The organism is Rhodococcus sp. 06-1474-1B (assembly GCF_002258885.1).
Taxonomy (GTDB): Bacteria; Actinomycetota; Actinomycetes; order Mycobacteriales; family Mycobacteriaceae; genus Rhodococcoides; species Rhodococcoides fascians.
Window position 1 is genome coordinate 138,261 of sequence record NZ_NOYR01000033.1, and the last position, 18,173, is coordinate 156,433.

General features: G+C 64.4%; 20 protein-coding genes and 1 pseudogene. 6 read left to right on the forward strand and 15 right to left on the reverse strand.

The annotated features are described in order from the left end of the window. From paaE to CH266_RS21170, 9 genes are all read right to left on the reverse strand, one after another. Nucleotides 1-1,095 carry a 1,2-phenylacetyl-CoA epoxidase subunit PaaE gene (paaE, locus tag CH266_RS21130; RefSeq protein ID WP_094716117.1) on the reverse strand — a complete coding sequence of 365 codons (1,095 nt, stop codon included), beginning with the start codon at nt 1,093-1,095 and terminating at the stop codon, nt 1-3. Beyond that, nucleotides 1,095-1,592: a 1,2-phenylacetyl-CoA epoxidase subunit PaaD gene (paaD, locus tag CH266_RS21135; RefSeq protein ID WP_032368688.1), complete on the reverse strand. Its 498-nt coding sequence runs from the start codon at nt 1,590-1,592 to the stop codon at nt 1,095-1,097. Before paaD ends, paaE begins: the two co-directional genes overlap by 1 nt. 5 nt (nt 1,593-1,597) lie before the next feature. After that, nucleotides 1,598-2,515 (reverse strand): 1,2-phenylacetyl-CoA epoxidase subunit PaaC, encoded by a 918-nt coding sequence (gene paaC, locus CH266_RS21140; protein WP_094716118.1) that lies wholly within the window; start codon nt 2,513-2,515, stop codon nt 1,598-1,600. A gap of 28 nt (nt 2,516-2,543) precedes the next feature. Beyond that, complete coding sequence (gene paaB, locus CH266_RS21145; protein ID WP_032373518.1) at nt 2,544-2,921, reverse strand: 1,2-phenylacetyl-CoA epoxidase subunit PaaB; 378 nt, start codon at nt 2,919-2,921, stop codon at nt 2,544-2,546. Beyond that, entirely contained in the window at nt 2,918-3,865 is a 948-nt protein-coding gene (paaA, locus tag CH266_RS21150) for a 1,2-phenylacetyl-CoA epoxidase subunit PaaA (RefSeq protein ID WP_094693840.1), read from the reverse strand. The genes paaB and paaA overlap by 4 nt, the downstream gene beginning before the upstream one ends. A gap of 153 nt (nt 3,866-4,018) precedes the next feature. Next, nucleotides 4,019-4,789 (reverse strand): enoyl-CoA hydratase/isomerase family protein, encoded by a 771-nt coding sequence (locus CH266_RS21155; RefSeq protein WP_094716186.1) that lies wholly within the window; start codon nt 4,787-4,789, stop codon nt 4,019-4,021. Next, nucleotides 4,786-5,637 (reverse strand): 3-hydroxyacyl-CoA dehydrogenase family protein, encoded by an 852-nt coding sequence (locus CH266_RS21160; RefSeq protein ID WP_094716119.1) that lies wholly within the window; start codon nt 5,635-5,637, stop codon nt 4,786-4,788. The genes CH266_RS21155 and CH266_RS21160 overlap by 4 nt, the downstream gene beginning before the upstream one ends. After that, nucleotides 5,634-6,356, reverse strand: coding sequence for an enoyl-CoA hydratase/isomerase family protein (locus CH266_RS21165; protein WP_032392870.1), 723 nt, complete (start codon nt 6,354-6,356; stop codon nt 5,634-5,636). The genes CH266_RS21160 and CH266_RS21165 overlap by 4 nt, the downstream gene beginning before the upstream one ends. After that, nucleotides 6,353-7,552, reverse strand: a complete 1,200-nt coding sequence (locus CH266_RS21170; protein ID WP_094716120.1) for a thiolase family protein — start codon at nt 7,550-7,552, stop codon at nt 6,353-6,355. Before CH266_RS21170 ends, CH266_RS21165 begins: the two co-directional genes overlap by 4 nt. Nucleotides 7,553-7,663: 111 nt before the next feature. Between CH266_RS21170 and CH266_RS21175 the strand changes: the two genes are divergently transcribed. From CH266_RS21175 to CH266_RS21195, 5 genes are all read left to right on the forward strand, one after another. Continuing rightward, nucleotides 7,664-8,275, forward strand: a complete 612-nt coding sequence (locus CH266_RS21175; RefSeq protein ID WP_027494651.1) for a TetR/AcrR family transcriptional regulator — start codon at nt 7,664-7,666, stop codon at nt 8,273-8,275. A gap of 76 nt (nt 8,276-8,351) precedes the next feature. Beyond that, nucleotides 8,352-10,379 (forward strand): phenylacetic acid degradation bifunctional protein PaaZ, encoded by a 2,028-nt coding sequence (gene paaZ, locus CH266_RS21180; protein ID WP_032368683.1) that lies wholly within the window; start codon nt 8,352-8,354, stop codon nt 10,377-10,379. Continuing rightward, entirely contained in the window at nt 10,376-10,693 is a 318-nt protein-coding gene (locus CH266_RS21185; protein ID WP_032367839.1) for an EthD family reductase, read from the forward strand. The genes paaZ and CH266_RS21185 overlap by 4 nt, the downstream gene beginning before the upstream one ends. A gap of 23 nt (nt 10,694-10,716) precedes the next feature. Beyond that, on the forward strand, nt 10,717-11,085 hold the full coding sequence (gene paaI / locus CH266_RS21190; RefSeq protein WP_045841663.1) for a hydroxyphenylacetyl-CoA thioesterase PaaI: 369 nt from the start codon (nt 10,717-10,719) through the stop codon (nt 11,083-11,085). Between the two features lie 30 nt (nt 11,086-11,115). After that, entirely contained in the window at nt 11,116-12,228 is a 1,113-nt protein-coding gene (locus CH266_RS21195; RefSeq protein ID WP_094716121.1) for a PucR family transcriptional regulator, read from the forward strand. Here the strand turns inward: CH266_RS21195 and CH266_RS21200 are convergent. Beyond that, complete coding sequence (locus tag CH266_RS21200) at nt 12,212-13,618, reverse strand: FAD-binding oxidoreductase (RefSeq protein WP_094716122.1); 1,407 nt, start codon at nt 13,616-13,618, stop codon at nt 12,212-12,214. The two genes, CH266_RS21195 and CH266_RS21200, sit on opposite strands and share 17 nt — an antisense overlap. Nucleotides 13,619-13,901: 283 nt before the next feature. Here CH266_RS21200 and CH266_RS21205 point away from each other — a divergent pair, with 283 nt between their 5' ends. Further along, the gene (locus CH266_RS21205; protein WP_094716123.1) at nt 13,902-15,203 is read left to right on the forward strand and encodes an MFS transporter; all 1,302 of its coding nucleotides are present in this window, start codon (nt 13,902-13,904) and stop codon (nt 15,201-15,203) included. An 89-nt stretch (nt 15,204-15,292) separates the two neighbouring features. Here the strand turns inward: CH266_RS21205 and CH266_RS21210 are convergent, their stop codons facing one another. From CH266_RS21210 to CH266_RS21225, 5 genes and pseudogenes are all read right to left on the reverse strand, one after another. Continuing rightward, the gene (locus CH266_RS21210; RefSeq protein WP_094716124.1) at nt 15,293-15,586 is read right to left on the reverse strand and encodes a winged helix-turn-helix transcriptional regulator; all 294 of its coding nucleotides are present in this window, start codon (nt 15,584-15,586) and stop codon (nt 15,293-15,295) included. Beyond that, entirely contained in the window at nt 15,583-15,987 is a 405-nt protein-coding gene (locus CH266_RS21215; RefSeq protein WP_094716125.1) for a VOC family protein, read from the reverse strand. The genes CH266_RS21210 and CH266_RS21215 overlap by 4 nt, the downstream gene beginning before the upstream one ends. A gap of 56 nt (nt 15,988-16,043) precedes the next feature. Continuing rightward, nucleotides 16,044-16,194, reverse strand: a pseudogene (locus CH266_RS26135) (dihydrolipoyl dehydrogenase); the annotation flags it as partial. A gap of 214 nt (nt 16,195-16,408) precedes the next feature. Next, entirely contained in the window at nt 16,409-17,368 is a 960-nt protein-coding gene (locus CH266_RS21220; protein ID WP_176457164.1) for a ketoacyl-ACP synthase III family protein, read from the reverse strand. Nucleotides 17,369-17,430: 62 nt separating this feature from the next. After that, on the reverse strand, nt 17,431-18,168 hold the full coding sequence (locus CH266_RS21225) for an SDR family NAD(P)-dependent oxidoreductase (protein WP_032368676.1): 738 nt from the start codon (nt 18,166-18,168) through the stop codon (nt 17,431-17,433). Nucleotides 18,169-18,173 lie beyond the last annotated feature (5 nt).

Here is an 18,173-nt window from a genome sequence, read left to right on the forward strand (position 1 = left end):
TCAGGCGTCGAAGTCGACGGTGACGGTGTCGCTGAGTGGGAAGGTTTGGCAGGTGAGCACGAAGCCGGCATCGACCTCGTTGTCTTCCAATGCATAGTTACGACGCATGTCGACCTCTCCGAAGGTCACCTTCGCGCGGCAGGTGCCGCACACGCCGCCCTTGCATGCGAAGGGGAGATCCGAGCGCAGCTGCTCGGCCGAATCGAGTATCGACTCGTTCTGCGGCAGAGCGCCTTTCACCTCCCGGCCATCGAGGATGATCGTGACCTCACTGCTGGGGCCGGTGATACCGGGCTCGCGGTGCTGCTCCTGCGGCGGCGGTACATCGTCGACGTAGAACAGTTCGGCGTGGATGCTGGTCTTCGCCACACCGAGGTCACCGAGAACCTGTTGGGCATCGGTGACCATCCCGAACGGGCCACACAACCAGAAATGATCGATATCCGGTGTTGCGACGACGGTGTCGAGTATCTCGCGAAGCCGGTCGGCATCGAGCCTGCCGCTGAACAATTCGACTTCCCGTGGCTCGCGAGACAGTACGTGGATGACGTCGAATCGACTGCCGTACTGGTCCTTCAGGTCGGCGATCTCCTCGGCGAACATCACCGTTCGCGTCCGGCGATTGCCGTACAGCAGAACCACTTCGGAGTCGGGATTCGCCAGAACGGATGCCGCAATCGACAACATCGGGGTGATACCGGAACCGGCGGCGATGAGCACGTGCCTGCCGGCCTGGGCCGGATCAGCGTGGAAGGTGCCGCTCGGGCCCTGCACGTCGATTCGGTCGCCTGCTTTGACGTCGTGAACGAGCCAGGAGGAGAACAGACCGTCGGACACCTTACGGACACCGACGCGGGGACGCGCACCGGCCGGGGCGCAGATGGAGTAGGAGCGGCGGTGCTCGACGCCGTCGACGGTGCGGCTGAGCATCAGTGACTGGCCCGGGCGAAAGTCGAACTCTTCGCGCAACTCTTCCGGGACGTCGAACGTGACAGCAACGGCGTCGTCGCAGAGCGATTCCACGTCGGCAACGGTCAGTGAATGAAAAGGTTTGTTGCGCAGATTCTTCTGAACAGGCTCGGCGGTGACGGTCATCAGATTTCCTTCACGTGGTCGAAGGGCTCGAGGCAGTCGTCGCACCGGTACTGGGCTTTGCAGAGGGTGGCGCCGAACTCGGACGTGAGCCGGGTGTTACGCGAGCTGCATTGCGGGCAGGTGAGCTGACGGGGTTTGACGGTCAAGGTCAGCGGAACCGGGCCGGATGTACGTTCCGGGGCCGGACCCGGAGTGGAGTAACCGGTCTCGCGAAGCTTGCGCAGGCCCTCCTCGGAGATCCAGTCGGTACTCCATGCCGGCGTCAGGCTGGTGACGATCTCGACATCCGCGTAGCCGTGGTCCTGAAGCTTGTGAGCGATGTCGTCGCGCATCGTCGCCATGGCGGGGCACCCGGAGTACGTCGGAGTGATGGTGACGAGCACGCTGCCGTTCTCGCGTACCTCGACGTCGCGCAGGACGCCGAGGTCGTCGAGGGTGAGCAGCGGCATCTCCGGATCCATGACGGTAGCTGCGATGTCGCGAGCGGAGAGTTCCATCGTGGTCACCAGACTCCCTCCGGATGTGCCCTCGCCACGACCTGCATCTCAGCGATCAACGGGCCGAAGGCCTCGGTGTGGATGCCGCGACGACCACCGCGGCCGCCGATGGTGCCCACGGACTTGCCCTCGGGCGCCTCCAGCTCCGCGGCGTGAAGGACCTGTGCGAGAACCGAATCGAACTCCTCGCGGACGTCACGGGGGTCGACGGCGACGCCGACCTTCGCGAGTGCGATCTCCTCGTCCGTCGGAATGAACAGTTCCGAGACGTACGGCCAGATCCGGGTCACGGCGTCGCGGACGCGTCGCTTCGATTCGTCGGTTCCGCAGCCCAGGGTGACGACCCAGCGTGCCGCGTAATCGCGGTGGTACGTCAGCTCTTTGACGCCCTTGTTCGCAACTGCGGCAAGAACGGGATCACGGGATTCCTGCAGGCGAGTGAAGACGGCGAGCCGCCACGTCGAGAACACGAGGAGCCGAACCAGCGACTTCGCGAAGTCGCCGTTGTCGAGCTCGGTGAGTCTGACGTTGCGGAAGTCGGCCTCGTCGCGAAAGAACGCCAGCGCATCCTCGGCGGGTGAGGGTGACGTGTCCGAGATGAACGGCACCACCGTCGGATCGGCTTTCGCGGCGCGGGCCAGTAGCAGCCGGGCCTGGCCGAGGAGATCGAGGCCGACGTTCGCCAGCGCCACCTCTTCTTCCAGTTCCGGTGCGCGAGTGCTCCATTCGGCGAGGCGCTGGGAGCTGATCAGCGCATCGTCACCGAGCATGAGGCAGTACGCGGCAAGGGCTTTCAGGTCGACGTCATCGGGAACGGTGGTATCGACGCCGGCGAGCGGGTCGTCGAAACTCGTCCCGAATGCCCACTGCCCGTGCGAGTCCTCGTCGACGAGGCCCTCGTAGGCGCTGTCGTGATCAGTCATGGGTGCTTGTCCTCTGGGAGTATGGGTCTCACATGTGGGGAACGTTGTCGGGGATCTCGTAGAACGTCGGGTGGCGGTACACCTTGTCGCCACTCGGTGCGAAGAACGGATCCTTCTCCGACGGCGACGACGCGACGATCGAGTTGGACGGAACCACCCAGATGCTGACGCCTTCGTTGCGGCGGGTGTAGACGTCGCGAGCATGCCGCAGGGCCATGTGGTCGTCGGCAGCGTGGAGTGATCCGACGTGTACGTGGTTCAGGCCGCGCTTGCCGCGAAGGAACACCTCGTACAGTGGCCAATCGGCCTTGACTGCCTCTCTTTTCGGCTCGACCGGAACACCCTCGGTGGGCACTGCTCCGTGGCCGCCCTCGGCGGTGAACTGGGCCTCTTCAGGGCGTGTCATGATGCTGCGTTCCTTTCGGCAAATGCGGTCGCGGCCTCGCGGACCCAAGCTCCGCCGTCGTGGGCTGCTCGACGGTTCGCGATGCGCTCGACGTTGGAGGCTCCGTTGCCCTTGATCACCTGCATGAATTCGGACCAGTCGGGCTCACCGAAATCGTGTGACTTGCGCTCCTCGTTCCACTTCAGGTCCGGGTCGGGGAACGTGACTCCGAGTGCCTTCGCCTGCGGGATCGACATGTCGACGAAGCGTTGGCGCAGTTCGTCGTTGGTGTGGCGCTTGATGCCCCACTTCATGGACTGCTCGGTGTTGGGGGACTCGTCGTCCGGCGGGCCGAACATCATCAGTGCCGGCCACCACCATCGGTTGACGGACTCCTGAACCATGGCGCGCTGTTCGTCGGTGCCGCGCATCATCGTCGCGAGCAGTTCGTAGCCCTGGCGCTGGTGGAAGGATTCTTCTTTGCAGACGCGGATCATTGCGCGCGCGTAGGGCCCGAAGCTGCTGCGGCACAAAGGAACCTGGTTGCAGATTGCTGCGCCGTCGACGAGCCAGCCGATGGTGCCCACGTCTGCGTACGTCAGGGTGGGGTAGTTGAAGATCGAGGAGTACTTCTGCTTGCCCTCGATGAGCTTGACCGTCAGGTCGGCGCGGTCCGCTCCGAGCGTTTCCGCGGCGGAGTAGAGGTAGAGGCCGTGACCGGCTTCGTCCTGCACCTTGGCCATCAGGATCGCCTTGCGGCGCAGCGACGGTGCGCGGGTGAGCCAGTTGCCCTCCGGCTGCATGCCGATGATCTCGGAGTGCGCGTGCTGGGCGATCTGGCGGATGAGCGACTTGCGGTAGCCGTCCGGCATCCAGTCGCGAGGCTCGACGCGCTGCTCGTGGGCAATGGTCTCGTCGAACCCGCCCTGCAGCGTCTCGGTGGACAGGGTGTTTGACGTGGTCATAAGTCCTACTTTCATTACCGAATGATCGGTTGGTAACCAGTATGCATCGAAGTGACCCCGGGCACAAGAGCGGCTTCGCCGCACGTGCGTGAAAGTTCGTAGCAGGGGTCGAGTTTCTATTCACATGGGTCGTTCCGCAGGCTCCACTCCCGCTCACATGCCGACGAAGGAGGCTCTCTTCTTCGCCAGGAAGGCATCGACGGCGGCCTTGTGGTCGGCGGTCTGTCCCAGAGCGGTCTGTGCCTGCGCCTCGCGGTCCAGGGCGTCGGACAGTCCGGACCGCGCGATCAGTGATTTGACCTGCTTGTACGCCAGGGTGGGTCCCGCAGCGAGCGTTGTGGCAAGCGTGCGCGCGGTCTCGAGAACGTCGGCATCGTCGACGACGCGATGCACCAGACCCCAGTCGAGGGCCTGCGCGGCGGTGACCTTGTCGCCGAGCAGCATCAGTCCCGCGGCCCGGCTCGCGCCCAGTGCGTCGACCAGCGTGTAGCTCAACCCCGAGTCGCTGGCCAATCCGATGCCGGTGAACGCCGTCGCGAACGACGACTTGGTGCCGGCCACTCGGATGTCTCCGGCGAGTGCAATTCCGAGACCCGCGCCGACGCACGCGCCGGGGATGGCCACGACTATCGGCACCTCGAGCGCTTCGAGCCCTCGGATGACCGGGTTGTAATGCTCGCCGACGGTATCCATCGCCGTGGCCGGGTCGGCTTCGAGCGCGGTGACGTGCTCGCCGAGGTCCTGGCCGACGCAGAAGTTCTTGCCCTCCGCGGTGATGAGCACCGCGCGCACGCTGGGTGCGGCGGCGTTCTGCACTGCAGACATCAGGCCGACTTTCGTCATGACGTCGAGGGCGTTGTGTGCTTCGGAGCGCGCGAGGGTGATGGTCGCCAGGCCGTCGGTGACGTCGAACCGTACCGTCATGCGTTCGTCCAATCGTGAAAGCCGCGACCGGACTTGCGTCCGATGTCGCCGCGAGCAACCATGTCTCGCAACAACTGCGGGGGAGTGAACCTGTCGCCGAGGGTCGACGCCAGGTGTTCTGCGATGGCGAGCCGAACGTCCAACCCGACGAGGTCGGTCGACCGCAACGGCCCCATCGGATGCTTGTAGCCGAGTTCCATGGCGCGGTCGATCGATTCGGCGTCGGCGACGCCTTCCTCCAGCATCCGGATGGCCTCGAGCCCGAGGCAGACGCCGAGTCGCGAGGTAGCGAAGCCGGGGGAGTCGTTGACGAGCACCTCGGTTTTGCCGAGCAGCGACACCCACTGTTGCACTCGCTGCACGACGTCCGTAGAGGTCGCCGGAGCGCGCACGATCTCGACGAGAGTCGACGCCGGAACCGGGTTGAAGAAGTGCATCCCGATGAAGCGGCTCGGATCGCTCAGTGCTGCGCCGAGTTCCGCGATGGAGATCGAGCTCGTGTTCGACGCGATGACCGTGTCGGGCCCGGCGATCTTGTCGACGAGAGCCAGTACCTCGACCTTGAGCGACGGAATCTCGGGCACCGCTTCGACCACCAGGTCCAGGTCGGCAGGAAGATCCGCGGGGCCGGCGACGGTGGAGACCCGGGCGAGAATCGCAGCGGGGTCCTCGCTGAGCTTGCCGCGCTCGTGCGCCCGGTCCAGCCCGGTCGAGACTCGTCCGAGGGCTGCAGTCTGGTCGGCTGCTTCGGCGATGACGACGCTCGAGCCGAGGGCCGCGAACACCTGGGCAATACCTGCACCCATGCGGCCACCACCGACAACAGCTACTTTCACAGGGACTGTCATTTCTTCTTCTCCAGAAATGCCGTCATGCGGCGTTGTTTGTCTTCGGTCTCGAACAGAACAGCCTGCGCGATGTCGTCGGCCCATGGGTGCGAACCGGGCGCATCGAGAATCTTCTTGGTGAGTTTCAGTGCCAGTGGTGCTTGCTTGGAAACGCGATCCGCGAGGGAATGCGCTGCAGCCAACGGCTCGTCGACGACGTCCAGCACCAGGCCGCACCGAAGTGCCACCTCTGCGTCGAGTGTCCGGCCACCGAGAAGCACCTGCTTCGCTACGGACACGCCCACCAGCGTCGGCAGCCGGTAGCTGGCTCCGGCGGCAGCCATGATGCCCAGTCCCGGTTCGGGATTACCGAAGACTGCGGTCGACGACGCGATCCGGATGTCGCAGGCATAGGACAGTTCGGCTCCACCGCCGAGGGCGAAGCCGCGGACGGCTGCGATCGTCGGCAGGGGCAGTGCTGCAATGCGATCGAACAGGTTTCGGTTGATGCCGCGCAGTGCGTCGTCGCGAGTGCGGGCCCGCAACTGGTTGATGTCGGCACCGCCGGCAAAATGCTCGCCTGCTCCGGTCAGGATCACGATCTTGGGATCCTGCTCCACGAGCGCGCACACCTCGTGCAGCTCGCCTATCATGCCGGAATCGATTGCGTTGCGCTGCTTCTCGCGGCTCAGGGTGACGACTACGCGGTCCGTCGACTCCTCCACGATGAGTGTGTTCACGGTGCCTCGATCAGCATCGACACGCCTTGCCCGACGCCGACGCACAGTGTCGCGAGCCCACGGGAGGCCTTCTCGCGTTCCATCCGGCCCAACAGCGTCAACAGAATTCGAGCACCCGACGAGCCGAGAGGGTGTCCGAGGGCGATGGCCCCGCCGTCGGCATTGACGATGTTCTCGTCGAGCTTCAGCTGGCGGATGACGCCGAGGGACTGTGCGGCGAAGGCCTCGTTGAGTTCGACGGCACCGAGGTCGTCGATCGACCATCCCGCGCGAGTGAGCGCCTTCTGCGTGGACGGGACCGGCCCGAGTCCCATGATGTGGGGCGCGATGCCGGCGCTCGCGCTGGTGACGATGCGGCCGCGAACCTCGAGGCCGTACGTGCGCACGGCTTCTTCCGAGGCCACCACCAATGCCGATGCCCCGTCGGTGAACGGTGACGACGTGCCGGCGGTGACGATTCCGCCCTTGCGGAACACGGTCTTCAGGGTGCCGAGCTTGTCCAACGTGGTTCCGCGGCGCGGCGTCTCGTCCTCGGTGACATCGCCGTTCTTGGTGCTGACGGGCACGATCTCGTCGGCGAAGCGCCCGGCATCCTGGGCGGCGATGGCACGCTGCTGACTGCGGAAAGCGAAGGCGTCGGACTCTTCACGGGTGATGCCTTCGCTGAGCGCGACCTCTTCGGCGGTCTCGCCCATCGACAGGGTGATCTTGGGGTCGGTACCCGCGTCGTGCGCTGCGAAGGTCGGGTTGGTGAATCGCCAGCCGAGGGAGGTATCGAAGATCTCGCCGGGCTTGGCCCACGCCGTCCCGGGCTTGGCCATGACCCATGGCGCGCGCGTCATGGACTCGACGCCACCGGCGACGATGATGTCGGCCTCACCGCTGCGAATGGTGCTCGCGGCGTTAGCCACTGCGGTCAGTCCGCTCGCGCACAGGCGATTGACGGTATATCCCGGCACCGACTGGGGCAGACCTGCGAGCAGAACCGCCATTCTGGCCACATCGCGATTGTCCTCGCCTGCCTGGTTGGCCGCACCCAGAATCACCTCGTCGATTCGGTCGACGGGTACGCCCGCTCTGCGGACCGCCTCGGCCACGACCAGCCCGGCGAGATCGTCGGGGCGCACCGAGGCCAGGGCACCGCCGTAGCGCCCGTGCGGGGTGCGTGCGCCGGCCACGAGAAATACTTCGCCCACTTCGAAAACTCCTTCGTCGGTTGCGTCATTAATAACCGAACATTCGGTAGTTTGGCAAGGTCTGCTGCCCGTGGTGCTGTGGAATCGTCCGCCGACTGCGAAGATGTGGCAATGACAACCGCACGCGCGCCGCGCAAGACCGGACAGCCAGGGCGGCCGGGATACGACCTGGATTCCCTCTTGGCCGTAGCGGTCAAGGTCTTCAACGACCGTGGGTACGACGGCACCAGCATGGAGATTCTGGCGAAGCGGCTCGGTATCACCAAGTCGTCGATCTACCACCACGTATCGGGCAAGTCCGAGTTGCTCGAACTCGCGCTGTCGCGGGCTCTCAATGCGCTGTTCGCCGTGACGACCGAGGATCGGGCGACCACCGGGCGGTACATCGACCGGCTCGAATACCTGGTGCGTCGCAGCGTCGACATCCTGTGCGCGGAACTGCCCTACGTGACGCTGTTGCTACGGGTGCGGGGCAACACCGACGTCGAGCGGCGCGCTCTCGCCCGCAGGCGCGAATTCGACACGTTCGTCACCGGGCTCGTCGTCGCCGCCGCCGAGGAGGGCGACCTGCGTCCCGGTGTCGACCCGGCTCTGGCGTCCAAGCTCGTCTTCGGCACGGTCAACTCGCTCATCGAGTGGTACCGCCCGCGCACCGGCGGATCCGTCGAGGAATTGGCCGACGCCGTCGTGGCTCTGACCTTCGACGGCCTGCGCCGCACGTAGCAACGTAAGTCTTGACTTCTCGGCGTTCGGCGGCGATGGTAATTACCGACCGAACGTACGGTGAGATGGAGGCGTTGTGAGCAGACTTCTGGAAAGCTATGCCCAGGGCACGTGGTATTCCGCGACCGACGAGGGAACGCCGCTGCTGAGCGCCGTCGACGGCAGTGAGATCGCCCGGGTGTCATCCAGTGGTCTCGACGTCGCAGGCATGATCGACTACGCCCGGACCGTCGGCGGCCCCGCGCTCGCAGCCCGGACGTTCCACGAGCGTGCAGCCCTGCTCAAGCAACTGGGCCTGACGCTGCTGGCCGGCAAAGAGGAGTTCTACCAACTCTCCCGGCACACCGGAGCCACCACCCGCGATTCCGGCGTCGACATCGACGGCGGTTTCGGCACCGTGCTGAGCTATGCGAGCAAGGCTCGACGCGAACTCCCCAACGAGACGGTCTACCTCGACGGCGCCATCGAGCAGCTCGGCAAGAAGGGCACCTTCCTCGGTCAGCACATTTACACCTCCCGGCGCGGCGTCGCCGTGCAGATCAACGCGTACAACTTCCCCGTCTGGGGCTTCCTCGAAAAGCTGGCACCCGCGTTCATCGCGGGCGTGCCCTCGATCGTCAAGCCCGCCAGTCAAACTGCGTACCTGACCGAGCTGGTGTTCCGTCGGATCATCGAGTCTGGGTTGCTGCCCGAGGGTTCGGTTCAGTTGCTGTGCGGCAGTGCCCGCGGTGTCCTCGACCACCTCGGCGGCCAGGACTCGGTGGCCTTCACGGGATCGGCCGATACCGCTGCGACCCTGCGCTCACATCCCAACGTCGTCGGCGAGGGACTCCATTTCACGGCGGAAGCGGATTCTCTCAACGCGTCCATCCTGGGTTCCGATGTGGCACAGAGTGATCCGGAGTTCGATCTGTTCGTCAAAGGTGTCTTCACCGAGATGACATCCAAAGCCGGCCAGAAGTGCACGGCCATCCGCCGCGTGCTGGTGCCGCAGGACTCGGTCGAACCCGTCATCGAGGCGCTGAAGGCCAGGCTCGACAAGGTCGTCGTCGGTGACCCGCAGGACGACGGCGTCACCATGGGTGCACTCGCCAGCATCGACCAGCGCGACGAGGTCCTCAAATCCATTCGTGGACTGATCAAGTCGGCCACCGTCGTCTTCGGTGATCCCGACTCCGTGGATTCACGGCCCGGTGCCTTCATGGCACCGGTCCTGTTGAAGGCCGGCGACAAGAGCGCACCCGAACCGCACGAGATCGAGGCATTCGGGCCCGTCGCCACCGTCATCGGTTACGACAGCACCGCAGACCTGCTCGACCTCGTCGCGCGCGGAAAGGGCTCTCTGGTCGCATCTCTGGTGACCAAAGATTCGGCCATCGCGCGCGAGATCGTGCTGGGCACCGCTCCGTATCACGGGCGCATCCTGGTCCTGAATTCCGAGGACGCCAAGGAATCGACCGGTCACGGTTCGCCGCTACCGGTACTGGTGCACGGCGGACCCGGCCGCGCAGGCGGTGGTGAAGAACTCGGCGGTATCCGCGGCGTCCTGCACCACATGCAGCGCACCGCAATCCAGGGAACCCCGGACGTGCTGACGGCCATCGGCAACAAGTGGGTCACCGGAGCGAAGCAGACGACCGGGGACGTTCACCCGTTCCGCAAGAACCTCGGCGAACTGCGACTGGGCGATACCATCGTCGGTGGCCCACGACAGGTCACCCGCGCGGACATCGATCACTTCGCCGAATTCACCGGCGACACGTTCTACGCGCACACCGATCCCGAAGCGGCAGCGGCAAATCCGTTGTTCGGCGGCATCGTGGCGCACGGCTACCTGGTGGTCTCGCTGGCCGCAGGGCTGTTCGTCGACCCGGCACCGGGCCCCGTCCTGGCGAACTTCGGCGTCGACAGCCTGCGCTTCCTGACGCCCGTCAAGGCCGAGGATTCGCTGACGGTCACGTTGACGGCCAAGCTCATCACCCCTCGTCAGAGTGCCGACTACGGCGAAGTGCGGTGGGATGCAGTGGTGGTCAACCAGGACGGTGACCCCGTCGCCACCTACGACGTACTCACTCTCGTCGCGAAGCCCGAGGCCGCGTCATGAGCGTACGAGTAGCCGTCTGTTACGGAATGCCCGAGGACCCTGCCGCCTTCGATCGGCACTACACCGAGGTGCACGTGCCCCTCGCTCGCGCAGTTCCCGGCCTGGTCGACTTCACCTGGGGCACGCTCGACTCGCTCGACGAGTCCCCGCCGCCCTACTACGCAATCGCAAGTCTGTACTTCGCGGACGAGGCGTCGCTGAAGGCAGGATTGGGTTCGCCCGAGATGACAGCGGCAGGCAAGGATCTGCGGAACTTCGCAAGCGGCGGCGTCACGATGTTCACCCAGAACGAGCGTTCGGTGTTGCAGCCGTGACCGATTCGCCTATTGCGCGGGAGATGTTCGAGGTCGATGCCGCGTCCCGCAAGCTCGGCATCGAACTGATCGAGCTGTCACCCGGTCACGCCAGAATGTCGATGGTCGTGACCGAGGACATGGTCAACGGTTACGCCATCACGCACGGCGGATACGTCTTCCTGCTTGCGGATACGACGTTCGCTATGGCCTGCAACTCGCACGAGGATTCGGCCGTCGCTGCCCGATGCGACATCCGGTACCTCCGTCCGACGAAGGTCGGTGACGTCCTCGTCGCCGACGCCGTCGAGCGTGCGAGGTTCGGCCGCAACGGTATCTACGACGTGTCGGTGACGTGCCGAGACGAGCTGATCGCCGAATTCCGAGGCGACAGTCGCACGATAGCGCGCTAGCGATCCGGCGCGTGGAAGTACTGTGAGTCGGTGACCACTGCAGACCTGTCGGCGCTGGCAGACGCCACCGCCACTGCGGTGGGTGGTGCTGTGTCGGTGATGGATCCGCAGGGCTATGTGGTGGCGTATTCGTCGGTGCCGGGGCAGCCGATCGACGACGTGCGACGCGACGGCATTCTGGGCAAGCAGGTCCCGGCTCGATACATGGTGCATCACATCGATCCGGACTTCCGGCGCAGCTCGACCGTGCACGTCGTCGATGTGGCCGGTGCGCTACCCCGTCTGGCAGTAGCGGTGTCGGTCGACGGTGAGTACCTCGGCTCCATCTGGTGCATTGCGTCCGGTGCCGGCATCCGTCCGCCGGCCCCTGCGGCAGTAGCTGCATTGACGCGTGCGGCCGCAGCTGCAGTGCCGTTGTTGTCGGCCCGACATCATCCGGCCGATGCCGACAATCCCAGGGTGCGTGCGTTACTGACCGATCCCGAGGTCGTCACTACGCCGGGAAAGCGCTACGCCGTTCTGGCCGCAAAAGTGGAGTCGCCGCGAGCGCGGAAAATGTTGGTGCAGCTCGCTGGTCTGCTGCAGCTCACGTTCGGCAACGCGGGCGACTCCGGATGCATCGTCGACGGGAACACCGTCCTGCTGGTGGTGGAGTCCGACGACGAACGCGCATTCGCTGCGGAGGCAGAGGAGGTTCGACGACGCGCGGAGGCGGCCTTCGGTGCTGCGGTGAGCTTCGCGATCGGTGGCCCGGACGCCCGTCCCGCGATAGCGCTCAGACATGCTCACTGGGTACTCGACGCGATCGAAATGGGCGCACAGACAACGACATTCGAGCAGAATCGCGTATCGGTCACTCTTCGGAGAGCGGGGGAGGCGCTGTCGGAGGTGTCGCTCGCCTTGCCTGCCGTCGAACGGATGCTGTCCTGCGATGCCTCGGAAGGTACGGAATACGCCGCGACGGTGCTGGCGTTGTTGGCACACGAATCCAACGTTGCTGCCGCGTCTGCGTCGCTGTACCTGCACCCCAATACCTTTCGCTACCGACTTCGGCGTACCAAGGAGTTGTTCGGTCTCGATCTCGACGACGTGGACACCCGTTTACTGGTGTGGATGTCGCTGCGGCTCACGACCGGGCGGTGAGGACCTTCCCTGGGTTGAGCAGGTAGTGCGGGTCGAGCAGTTCCTTGATGCCGCGCTGCAGTTCCGCTGCAACAGAATCGAGTTCGGTCTCGAGAAGATCGCGTTTGAGCAGGCCGACGCCGTGCTCACCGGTAATGGTCCCGCCCAGAGAGAGGGCGAATGCCGCGATCTCGTCGAACGCGCGGTGTGCCTTGACCAACGATGACGGGTCCATCGGGTCGACGATGACCGTCGGATGGATGTTGCCGTCCCCTGCGTGGCCGACGACGCCGATGACGATATCCAGTCGGTCTGCGACCCGACCCACCTCGTCGATCATCGCGGCGAGCTGCGAAATAGGAACGGACACATCGTCGACCAACGGTGAGCCGAGACGCTCGAGTGCCGGGTACGCCAGTCGACGGGCCTGCACGAGCTGCTCCGATTCGACCTCGTCCTCGGCAACGGCCACATCGGTTGCCCCGGCTGCGGTGCACAGTGCGGCGATGGCTTCGAGCTCCTGCACAGAGCCTGCGCCGATATCGGACTGAGCGATCAGCACGGCCGCGGCGTCGGTGCCGAAGTCCATCCGGGCATACGCGTCGATCGCGGCGATGGTGGTGCGGTCCAGCAACTCGAACAGGCTCGGAGTGATACCGGCGGCCCGGATCTGCGTCACCGCTTCACCGGCCGCGACAGTCGACGGGAAGGTCGCGGCCATGGTCAGCGGAGTGGCAGCCGGAAAGTCGAGTCCTACGGTTGCTTCGGTGATGATTCCGAGTGTGCCTTCGGATCCGACGAACAGTTCGGCCAGGGAAAGCCCGGCCACGCCTTTGACAGTGCGTCGACCGACGAACGTGGCGCGCCCGTCGGCGAGTACGACGCGCAGACCACGGACGAACCGTGCTGTGACGCCGTATTTCACGCAGCACAGACCGCCGGCGTTGGTGGCGATGTTGCCGCCGATGGTCGACGCCTCCCAGCTGGACGGGTCGGGGAGGTACGTCAATCGCTGCTGCAGGGCAGCATCTTTCAGTTCTTTGTTCGTGACACCGGGTTGCACGACGGCGGTGCGGTTGACGACGTCCAACTCGACGATCTTGTTCATCCGCCGGGTGTTGAGGGCAATGGCTCCGACGCTGGCGTTCGCGGCTCCCGCCAGGCCGGTCAATGCGCCTTGCGGTACCACGGGAATGCGATGTGCCGATGCGATTTTCATGATCGCCTGTACGTCCGATTCGGTGCTCGGTAGCACTGCCGCCAGGGGAATGGCGGATTCGCACAGAGCGGCGGCGTCGTGCCGGAAGCTCTGCAGGATGTCCGGGTCGGTCACCACCGCGTCGGCACCGAGGGCGCGCATCAGTTCGTCGATGACCGGCGAATGGAGAACGAGGGTGGTCGGAGCAGCCATGGATTCGAGTATGTCGGGCGGAGCTGTCGATGTCTGCGTCGTTTCGGACGAAGCACGAGGTCTCGATCGGTAGTTTCCGACGAAGTGTGGGCAGGGCCTTGTTATGCACGCGACCACCTTGACAAACTACGGTGGCGCCGGTCACAGTAATTACCGACCGAATGGACGGTGAGTTTTATCCGGTTCGTCGGTTACCTGAATCCGCCGCTGTTCATACCCCACGTCACTCCGAACTGTCGCTCGCTCTCACGAGCGCCGGAGCCCGAACGAAACGAGATCGTCGATGACAACACAGGTCGAGACGCCCACCGGGGTGTCGCGTGAGCATCGCCGCGCCGCGATGGCCAGCATGGTCGGAACCACCGTCGAGTGGTACGACTTCTTCATCTACGCGCAGGCCGCGTCGTTGATCTTCGCTCAGCTGTTCTTCGCGCCCATGGGCTCGTCCGGACAGCTGGTCGCCTACGTGACCATCGGTATCAGCTTCGTGTTCCGTCCTCTCGGGGCCATCGTCGCGGGGTACTTCGGCGACAAGATCGGTCGCAAGAAGGTCCTCATCGCGACCCTCACCCTCATGGGCGCGGCCACCGTCGGAATGGGACTGCTGCCCACGTACGCGACCATCGGCATCTGGGCTCCGATCATCCTGATCGTGTTGCGCATCCTGCAGGGATTCTCGACCGGCGGCGAATGGGGCGGTGCGGCATTGATGGCCGTCGAGCACGCGCCGAAGGGTAAGCGCGGAATCTACGGTGCCGCAACGCAGATGGGTGTTCCGCTCGGCATGCTCATCGCGGTGGGAACGTTGGCACTGTGCACCGGTTTGCTCAGCGAAGAGCAGTTCGAGGCCTGGGGCTGGCGTATTCCGTTCCTCATCAGCTTCGTGCTGATCCTGGTCGGCTTCTACATCCGACGCCGCGTCGAAGAGACTCCGGTGTTCAAGGAGCTCGCAGAACGCAAGGAGCGCAACCACACTCCCGTTCGTGCACTGTGGCGCACCAACAAGAAGCAGGTCATGCTGGCCGCGCTGTCGTTCGTCGGCAACAACGGCAACGGTTACATCATCGTCGGTGGCTTCATCGTCGCGTACTCGACGAGGGAGCACGGGCTCGCCCGTGTGGACGTGTTGGTGGCCAGTCTGTTCGCGGCTCTCGTGTGGGGTGTGTTCACCCTGCTCGGTGCCCATCTGTCCGACCGTTACTCCCGGACCGCCATCATGAACCTGGGCAACGCGTCGATGGTGTTGTGTGCCATCCCGTTCTTCCTGCTCGTCGATACCGGCGAGCTGCAGTGGATCTACGTGGCCCTCGGTCTCTTCGCCGTCGGACTCGGTCTCGCCTACGGACCGCAGCCGGCGCTGTATGCCGAGATGTTCCCCGCAGCAGTCCGATTCAGTGGAGCATCCATCGGCTACGCGATCGGTACCGTGCTCGGTGGAGCCTTCGTCCCGACGATCTCCGAGGCACTGTTCAAGGGAACCGGCACCTCGATGTCGATCTCGATCTACCTGATGATCCTGGCGGCGATCTCGTTCATCGCGACCTCGCGCATCAAGAACCGTAGGGACGAGGATCTGAACGTCTGACCCAACGACGACGACAGCCCCGCAACCAGCCGAGTTGCGGGGCTGTCGTCGTGTTCGTGGACCGGACGATGTTCGCACTCTTCGGGAGCTCAACTAACCTGTGGTGCCGCCTCTTTGCCCCACTGCTCGAGTGCGACAATTGCGTCACGCAGGCCGAGACCTCTTTCGGTCAGCGCGTACGCGCGAGTGTTGTGCCGAAGGGGGAGACGGGTCAACACTCCTGCCGCTTCGAGTTCGCGCAGCCGGGTGGCGAGCATGTTCGTCGGTACTCCGAGGTCGCGCTGCAGATCGCCGTACCGTTGCGGTTCCTCGAGCAGTCGCTCGACAATGAGAAGTGCCCACCGGGCACCGACGACGTCGAGGGCGGCGGCGAGGTCGCTCATTCGGCCGTATCGGTGTCCGGCTTCATCCAGAACGGCGAGTAGTGGTAGCCGTCGAGGTCGTCGAACTGACGTTGATACATGAAGGCGTAGTCATCGATGTCTCCGATGCGTCCGCCGGCTGCACCGGCACGCTCGGTGAGCTCGTCGACCGCCTCGCGGCTACCGAGGTCGAACGAGACCGTGACCTTCGACGGGGTGTCGGGACCGCCGATCAGCTCCTCGGTGCCGCCCACGCTCGCATACATATCGCGGCTTCCGAGCATGACGTACTGCCCCGGTGTGATGGCGAAGCACGACACGTTGTGGTCGGACATCTCGGGGTTGAGCGTCCAGCCGAGGGCTGTGTAGAAGGCGGTTGCGCGCTCGACGTTCTCGACGGGACAGGTGATGAACAGGCTCATGCCCTGATACTTGCAAAATGCAAGTGCGGCGTCAAGGCCTGAACTTGCTCTCCCCAGCTGTGCGTGTGCAGTGGCCTCCCCGACGGCGCCATCATGGCCTCGCCCAGTGCTTCGCTCTGCATGGGGTGAGCGCACACGATACTTCCGACCTCCGACGGAAGTGCTTCCCACGCGACCGCGAGTTTTCGCTTCGCCGATCACTTCCCCGCGACTTCGCCGACGGCATAGCCACCGTCCGCGGTGAGCGGATGGTCGTCTGTGCTTACGAATCGAGTACAGCATCGGCCGCGAGGGTGTCCCAGGATGACATGGACACCGAAACTGCGTTGGAAATTCGCGGACACTCTCGAACTCGATTCCGGTACGAATGTCGATGCTTCGCTTTCCGTTGGAGCGCTGTGGTTGCTGTCGAAAGACTGCTTCAGTCAGGAATTTTTTCGATGACGATTGCACTCCATGTGAACCCGGCACCCGCACTCAGGAAGAGATATAACCCATCCGCATCGTCGATGGTTCCATCGCCGATCGCGTCCGCCAGATTGCAAATGATGTCGCCGGCCCCTAGGTGCCCAGTCTGTGCGCCGTAATCCACCACGGGTGCACGAAACCACTGTTGTAAAAGCGGACGGTACGTCGATTCGAGGATGTCGCTGTTGAGTCTGGGTGTGAAGACAGCACGGATTCGACTGTTGTTGCCGTCGATTCCGATCTCCTGGAGAACGCGCTGCACCACTGTGTCGATGGCACGACATTCTCGGTCTGCGTAGGTACCCGGTTCAGCTGTGCGAAGGTGTCGCTTCTTGGCATCGCGCACATCGACTGTTCCGCGGTACCACCGTGCGGCCGGCGCAAACGGATCCGCGCCGCGGTTCATCACCTCCAGTTCGGGCGCGGCATCACTTGCCACTGCCCGGACGTAAAGTCCTCCAGTCGTTCGGACAGCACCGGGGCCGAGGAGTAGCGCCGTGCCTCCGTCTCCGTAGACGCTGCCGTAATCGCTGGCCTGCCGATCGAAACCGGGCGACTTGAACGAGTCGCCTGTGGTGATGAGACAGAGCCCGCCTCCGCCGGACCGGTGTTGTCTTCCGAATCGGTCGTGCGCGAGTTCGATTGCTGCAGCAGCACCATTGCACATTTGATTGATGCCGATGGGCATCGCAGACAGCGCCCCGACACAGTGGGCGACGTAGTGAGCTGGCGACCAGAAGTCGTGACCTTGGTAATGACTCCAGGCATGCAACACCAGGGAGATGTCTTCGGGGTCGACCCCTGCTGATTCGATGACGGCGGCTGCGGCTTGGGCGGCCAATTCTGGTCCGGACACCGTTGCAACAGAGGCTGTCCGGCTTGGCTCGATCACCATTCTTCCGTCCGGGATCACACAAGACGCTCCTAGGACCCTCGGATTCTGTTGCGATGTAGATGCTTTCGGCTGGACTTCTGTCAGGACCATCGCAAACCCCCGTTTACCTCGAGTACGTGACCGTTGATGTAGTTCCCGCGGTGGGATGCAAGGAATCGGACGCTGTCACCGATTTCGTGTCCCGCTCCCTTTCTGTTCGAGAGCAAGCGCGGGCTGACCTCGTCCCAGGCGATGTCGTTCGACGTCAAGCGCTGTCCCATCCCGGTATCGATGAATCCCGGGGCCACCGCATTGACGGTGATCCCGCGCTCCGCGGTCTCTTCGGCGCATACCTTCGTCAACATGTCGAGCGCAGCCTTGGAGACGCAGTACGCACTCGCGCCCACCGAGGGTCGGGTGGACAGAGCAGAGGAGACGATAATGATGCGTCCGGTGCCGTTCGGCAGATGCGGTAGGGCCGATTGAATGCAGTTGAATGTTCCGGTCACATTGGTGTCGATCACGGCTCGCCAATCGTCCGGATCTATTGTCTCGATGAGTCCGTCATTGGTGATGCCGGCATTGGCGACGACGATGTCCACCCGTCCGAACTCGGCTACGACTCCAGCGAACAAGTCGTCGATCGAGTGCCGGTCGAGGATGTCGACCGGCGCGTAGCGGGCCCGGGCGGGGCTCAGCTGTGCGATGGAAGTGAAGTGGTGCTCGCGGCGTGCGGCGCACGTGACATGTGCTCCGGCGATGAGTAGCGACTCGGCGATGCTCGCTCCCAAACCGCTAGTTCCCCCGGTGACCACTGCCACCTTGTCGCGCAGGTCCATGTGCC

Bases quoted from the DNA above. Each gene is read 5' to 3' on its own strand.
- CH266_RS21160 (WP_094716119.1), bottom strand. From the start codon at position 5,637: ATGACAGTCCCTGTGAAAGTAGCTGTTGTCGGTGGTGGCCGCATGGGT.
- CH266_RS21225 (WP_032368676.1), bottom strand. From the start codon at position 18,168: ATGGACCTGCGCGACAAGGTGGCAGTGGTCACCGGGGGAACTAGCGGT.
- CH266_RS21155 (WP_094716186.1), bottom strand. From the start codon at position 4,789: ATGACGGTACGGTTCGACGTCACCGACGGCCTGGCGACCATCACCCTC.
- CH266_RS21210 (WP_094716124.1), bottom strand. From the start codon at position 15,586: ATGAGCGACCTCGCCGCCGCCCTCGACGTCGTCGGTGCCCGGTGGGCA.
- paaC (WP_094716118.1), bottom strand. From the start codon at position 2,515: ATGACTGATCACGACAGCGCCTACGAGGGCCTCGTCGACGAGGACTCG.
- paaE (WP_094716117.1), bottom strand. From the start codon at position 1,095: ATGACCGTCACCGCCGAGCCTGTTCAGAAGAATCTGCGCAACAAACCT.
- CH266_RS21200 (WP_094716122.1), bottom strand. From the start codon at position 13,618: ATGGCTGCTCCGACCACCCTCGTTCTCCATTCGCCGGTCATCGACGAA.
- CH266_RS21175 (WP_027494651.1), top strand. From the start codon at position 7,664: ATGACAACCGCACGCGCGCCGCGCAAGACCGGACAGCCAGGGCGGCCG.
- paaI (WP_045841663.1), top strand. From the start codon at position 10,717: ATGTTCGAGGTCGATGCCGCGTCCCGCAAGCTCGGCATCGAACTGATC.
- paaA (WP_094693840.1), bottom strand. From the start codon at position 3,865: ATGACCACGTCAAACACCCTGTCCACCGAGACGCTGCAGGGCGGGTTC.
- CH266_RS21205 (WP_094716123.1), top strand. From the start codon at position 13,902: ATGACAACACAGGTCGAGACGCCCACCGGGGTGTCGCGTGAGCATCGC.
- CH266_RS21185 (WP_032367839.1), top strand. From the start codon at position 10,376: ATGAGCGTACGAGTAGCCGTCTGTTACGGAATGCCCGAGGACCCTGCC.
- CH266_RS21215 (WP_094716125.1), bottom strand. From the start codon at position 15,987: ATGAGCCTGTTCATCACCTGTCCCGTCGAGAACGTCGAGCGCGCAACC.
- paaB (WP_032373518.1), bottom strand. From the start codon at position 2,921: ATGACACGCCCTGAAGAGGCCCAGTTCACCGCCGAGGGCGGCCACGGA.
- paaD (WP_032368688.1), bottom strand. From the start codon at position 1,592: ATGGAACTCTCCGCTCGCGACATCGCAGCTACCGTCATGGATCCGGAG.